Raw genomic sequence first — 2,245 nt, 5'->3', positions numbered from 1 at the left:
ATATGGTGCTACAATCACCTCCCAAAAGTTCCCGGCAGCATCAGTTCCCCAGAGCCGGTAGCGGACCTCCGACTGCCGGACGCCAGATTGCCGTTTGCTCCGTACAGCAAGGGTGGGCAGCGGTCCCTCCCCGTAGTAAACTTCCTCTACTTGCTCGGGAGTTAGGCCATGTCTTGCTATGTGCTCCATATTGTCATCGTCCCACTCGGGTTCGAGATTTGAGTTCGGCAGTTCCATTTCTGATTATTATGGCGTAATTTTTTACATACGTCAAGATATCATTTCGAGTACTTTTTTGGTGATGCAATTCGGCTCCTTGACATACGAGAAGGTCAAGGTCAAGAGATAAAAAACCCTTGCCACGCTTGTGACATGATTGTTTTTCGAAAAAGGGAAAATCCTCTCAGATCCTCAACCCCTGACTAGCCGAGGAAGGAGCTCTTTCAGTCCACAAAGCGATACTTCAGTAGAGTCCAGATGGCTGTGATCCCATGCCACCAGCGGATCTTCTTACCCTCTCTGATTTCCCGGCCAGCATAGGATATGGGCACCTCGTAGATGCGGATGCCCTTCTTGCAAATCTTGGCCGTTATTTCTGGCTCGAAGTCAAAGCGGTCAGAGCGGATCTTAATCCCCTCCAGACTTTGTCGCGAGAAGAGTTTATACCCTGTCTCCATATCAGAGACGGTAGTATTGTAGAGGATATTGGTCAGCAAGGAGAGGAAACGATTTCCCACCATATGCCAGAAGAGCATGTTGCGCCGCTCCCCGGTGAAGCGCGATCCGTAGACCACCTGAGCCTTCCCTTTCAGGATGGGGTGGAGCAGGCGTCGGTAGTCCTCGGGGTCATATTCAAGATCTGCATCCTGGATGAGCAGATAGTCCCCGCTGGCCGCGGCAAAGCCAGTGCGCAAGGCCGCTCCCTTGCCTCTATTACGAGGATGGTAGAGAACTTGGAGCCCCTCTTCCTCCTGTCTTTTTAGGATCTCTCTGGTCCCGTCAGTGGAGCCATCGTCTACCACGATGATTTCTTTCTCCATATCGGGAAGCTCCATGCGGCGCACCTGATCCAAAATCTCCTCTATGGTATCCCTCTCGTTGTAGACAGGAATAACGATGGAGAGACGCGGCAGGCGGAGCTGGGATAGATCTCTCAAAAGAACCTCCCTGGATTATGGGTCATACGGACCGGACAAAATGTAATGGAAAAAAGGTATTTTTAATACTTATAGGCAGTCCATCCATTCTCATCCCAGCGCTTCTTAAAGATGTCGCTATTCTTCGAGAAGTAAGCCTTCGAGATATCACTCCCAGACGCATATTCTCCTAATTCCCCACCTATCAAGCTCGGCTGTGATGATAGCCCTCCATATAGTTGGCCTATAAATTCTTACCTGTTTCAAGCTGAATAAGTGTCTCCGGATGAGTTTCAATATTTGCCTTTTCGCTCTCCCCCTCACCGGGAAGCGCAATGTTCCAAACAGACCTGCTCTCCATCAATAACTCCGTTTATACAAATTTCTCTTAATACTTCTTACCGCTTTTCTCAAAGGCTTTATGTTTTTAAGAGTATAAATCATCTGACCTTTAGCCAGGTTTATTTCGTACAAAAGATCAATTACTATTCGATTAGGCAGTCTGGAGAAATTCTTCTTCGAAAGTTTAAACAAAAATCTTGGATAGAAGAGTAATTTCCTAAACCTGCTCCTAATATATAAAGAATTTGTAAACTTGGTTCTCACCCTCTCAAGATTCTTTACTTCCGAGCGATTATAAAGGTCTACCAACTCTCCGCCGAAGAAATTCATTTCACTCATCCTGTCCGGAGGAATATCCGGATTTACCATATCCCAAATCGGAGTTCCAGGTATAGGCATGAGTATTGCAAAAATATATTCGTCAGATTTTATTTTCTTTGCTAGCTTGAAAGTATCCCCCATTTCTTTTCTCGTCTCTGTCGGAAAGCCGATCATAAAATTGGAAAAAGTCCTAATGCCAAAACTCTTAACCAGTCTTTGGGAGGACAGAGATTGTTCTACAGTAATATTCTTTTTGGCGATTTCGTTAAGAACGCGATTTGACCCGGATTCAATTCCAAAATCAAGCTGGACGCAGCCGGATTTAGCCATATCGCGAAGATTGCTTGCACTGACCGTATTTACCCGCTCCTGAGCTCCCCAGAGCATCCCCAGTTCCTTCATGATAAGGCAAATGTTCTTAACATAATCCTTACTAACACTCAAGG

General features: G+C 46.3%; 3 protein-coding genes. All 3 read right to left on the bottom strand.

The window, feature by feature from the left end:
* Positions 1–189, bottom strand: a 189-nt coding sequence (locus HW443_RS10780) for a hypothetical protein (RefSeq protein WP_176238188.1), incomplete at its 3' end; no start/stop codon positions are given.
* A gap of 254 nt (positions 190–443) precedes the next feature.
* Entirely contained in the window at positions 444–1,157 is a 714-nt protein-coding gene (locus HW443_RS10775; RefSeq protein ID WP_246273141.1) for a glycosyltransferase family 2 protein, read from the bottom strand.
* Between the two features lie 339 nt (positions 1,158–1,496).
* The coding region (locus HW443_RS10770; RefSeq protein ID WP_219857247.1) for a B12-binding domain-containing radical SAM protein at positions 1,497–2,245 on the bottom strand (749 nt) is incomplete at its 5' end.

Source organism: Candidatus Hakubella thermalkaliphila, from assembly GCF_013281975.1.
Taxonomy (GTDB): domain Bacteria; phylum Actinomycetota; class Humimicrobiia; order Hakubellales; family Hakubellaceae; genus Hakubella; species Hakubella thermalkaliphila.
Note: the sequence above shows the minus strand (reverse complement) of the source record. Positions and strands in the feature narration are given on the sequence as shown.